The organism is Acidovorax sp. SRB_24, from assembly GCF_012931925.1.
This window is the reverse complement of the sequence record NZ_MWOM01000130.1, coordinates 1-2,869: the sequence shown is the minus strand read 5'-3', so window position 1 is coordinate 2,869 and position 2,869 is coordinate 1. Positions and strand designations below refer to the sequence as shown.

Annotated in this window: 3 protein-coding genes; all 3 read left to right on the top strand. The window is 65.5% G+C overall.

Going from position 1 to position 2,869, the window contains the following annotated elements:
• Positions 1–7 precede the first annotated feature (7 nt).
• Positions 8–982 (top strand): ABC transporter permease, encoded by a 975-nt coding sequence (locus B2J89_RS20910; protein WP_169170773.1) that lies wholly within the window; start codon positions 8–10, stop codon positions 980–982.
• A 21-nt stretch (positions 983–1,003) separates the two neighbouring features.
• On the top strand, positions 1,004–1,909 hold the full coding sequence (locus B2J89_RS20905) for an ABC transporter permease (protein WP_169170772.1): 906 nt from the start codon (positions 1,004–1,006) through the stop codon (positions 1,907–1,909).
• Positions 1,906–2,869: ABC transporter ATP-binding protein (locus B2J89_RS20900; RefSeq protein ID WP_169170771.1), on the top strand; the 964-nt coding region annotated here is incomplete at its 3' end. The genes B2J89_RS20905 and B2J89_RS20900, both read left to right, overlap by 4 nt.

Sequence of the window (2,869 nt, the reverse complement as noted above, 5' to 3'; positions counted from 1 at the left end):
TGCCTGAGTGCTCGTCTTCATTTTGCGAAGGCTCGTGCAAAGCCTGTTCGTTCTGTTGGCCGTTTCGGTCGTCGTGTTCTTCGCCGTCTATGCCGTAGGAGACCCCATCGAGCTGCTCGTCAGCCCCGAGGCGAGCGAAGCCGACCGCCAGGTCATGATCCAGCGGCTGGGGCTGGACCTGCCCGTCTGGCTGCAGTACACGGGCTTTCTCTCCCGCGCGCTGCAGGGTGACCTGGGCACCTCGTTCGTGCACGGCATTCCGGCCATCGAGCTCATCGTGCAGCGCATCCCGGCCACGCTGGAGCTGGTGTTCGTGGCTATCTCTCTCACCATCCTTATCGGCATTCCACTGGGGTTGATCGCTGGCCTCAAAAGCGACAAGCCCACGGGGCGAGGGCTGATGGCGGGCTCGGTGCTGGGGTTTTCGCTGCCCAACTTCTGGCAGGGCATGGTGCTGATCCTGCTGTTTGCCGTGTGGCTGCACTGGCTGCCGGCTTCGGGCCGGGGTGACACGGTCGCGGTCCTGGGCGTGCCGGTCTCGTTGCTGACAGCCGATGGCTGGTCACACGTGATGCTGCCGGCCGTCAACCTGGCGCTGGCCAACATCGCGCTGGTGCTGCGCCTCACGGCCACGGGCGTGGTGGACGCCAAGACCCAGGAATACGTGAAGTTCGCACGCGCCAAGGGCCTGCGACCGCGGCGCATCCTCACGCGGCACATCTTGCGCAACATCCTGATTCCGGTGGTCACGGTGATCGGCATGGAGTTCGGCTCACTGATCGCCTACTCCACCATCACCGAAACGGTGTTCGCCTGGCCCGGCATGGGCAAGCTGCTCATCGACAGCATTTACCACCTCGACCGCCCGGTCGTGGTGGCCTACGTGATGCTGGTGACCTTCATTTTCGTAATGATCAACATGCTGGTGGACATGCTGTATGCCGTGCTTGACCCGCGCGTGCAGTTGCAAGAGTCCGAATAAGGCACGGGCACAAAGCGTTTTATGCAGCCTCCCATCAAAACCGCCACCCCCCTCACGGACACGCCGCGCCGGCGTGCCATCCTCCGGCACTTGCGCAGCCGCCCAACCGTGAGGGGCTCGGTGATCGCGCTGGTGGCCCTGTTGGCCCTCGTGCTGCTGGCGCCGTTTCTGGCGCCGCAAAACCCCTACGACCTGGCAAACCTCGACCTGATGGACGGCCGCCTGGCGCCGGGCTCGGCCAGCATGGATGGCTTTCGGTACTGGCTGGGCACCGACAGCCAGGGCCGCGACATGCTCAGCGCCATCCTCTACGGACTGCGTATCAGCCTGACGGTGGGCCTGAGTGCCGTGGCGCTGGCCACGGTGATCGGTAGCCTGGTGGGGCTGGTGGCTGCCTATGCCGGTGGCCTGATCGACACCCTGCTGATGCGCCTGGTGGACTTCATCCTGGGCTTTCCAACCATCCTGGTCGCGCTGGTGCTGCTGGCCATGCTGGGCCGGGGCGTGGACAAGGTGGTGATCGCCATCGTGGTCGTGCAATGGGCGCATTACGCGCGCATCATGCGCAGCCGCGCGCTGCAGGAGCGGCGCAAGGAATACATCGAGGCGGCGCTGAACCTGGGCTTCCCGGCCTGGCGCGTCATGCTGCGCCACCTGCTTCCCAACTGCCTGGGGCCGGTGATGGTGTTCGCCACCATCCAGATTGCCCACGCCATCGTGCTCGAAGCCACGCTGTCGTTCCTCGGCGTGGGCGTGCCCATCACCGAGCCCTCGCTCGGCCTGTTGATTGCCAACGGCTTTCAGTACCTGCTGTCGGGCGACTACTGGATCAGCATGTTCCCAGGCCTGGCGCTGTTGCTGCTCATCCTGACGATCAACGTGATCGCCGACCACCTGCGCGCCGCCCTCGACCCCAGAAGCACATGACGACCCAACCCTTGCTTGCAGTGCGCGGCCTGCACACCGTTTTCCACACCGAGGAAGGCGCCTGGCCTGCCGTCAGTGGCGTGGACCTGTCCATCCAGCCCGGAGAAATCGTCGGCTTGGTCGGCGAATCCGGCTCGGGAAAATCGGTCACGGGCTATTCCATCTTCGGATTGATCGACCCGCCCGGCGAGGTGATCGCCGGCGAAGTGCTATTTAAGGGTGAGAACCTGCGCGACCTGAACGAAGAGCAAATGCGCCAACTGCGTGGCAACCGCATCGCGATGATTTTTCAGGACCCGCTGATGACGCTCAACCCGGTGCTGCGTATCGAGGAGCAGATGCTGGAGGCGATCCAGACGCACCAGAGCGTGCCGCGCGCCCAGGCGCTCGAGCGCTGCCGCGCGGCGCTCGAAATGGTCGGCATTCCCGCGCCTGAAAAACGCCTGCGCAGCTACCCGCACGAGTTCTCTGGCGGCATGCGCCAGCGCGTGGCGATTGCCATCGCCATGCTCAACCAGCCCGAGCTGATCATCTGCGACGAGCCCACCACGGCGCTCGATGTGACCATCCAGGGCCAGATCCTGTACCGCATGCAAGAGATCTGCAGGACGCAGGGCACGGCCCTCATCTGGATCACCCACGACCTGGGCGTGATCGCCGAGCTGGCCGACCAGGTGGCGGTGATGTATGCGGGCAAGATCGTCGAGTCCGGCCCGGTCTCGGCGGTGCTGGATGCGCCCGCCCACCCCTACACCCGGGGGCTGCTCGATTCGCTGCCCGGCGCCATTCAGCCGGGCATGCGGCTGCAACAGATCAACGGCATGGCGCCCTCGCTGAGCAACCGCCCGCCGGGCTGCGCCTTCGAGCCGCGCTGCGCGCGCGCGCTCGCGCAATGCGCCACGACCGAAGCCGAACTCACCGTGGTGGGCGGTCGCACCTACCGCTGCTTTGCGCCCCTGA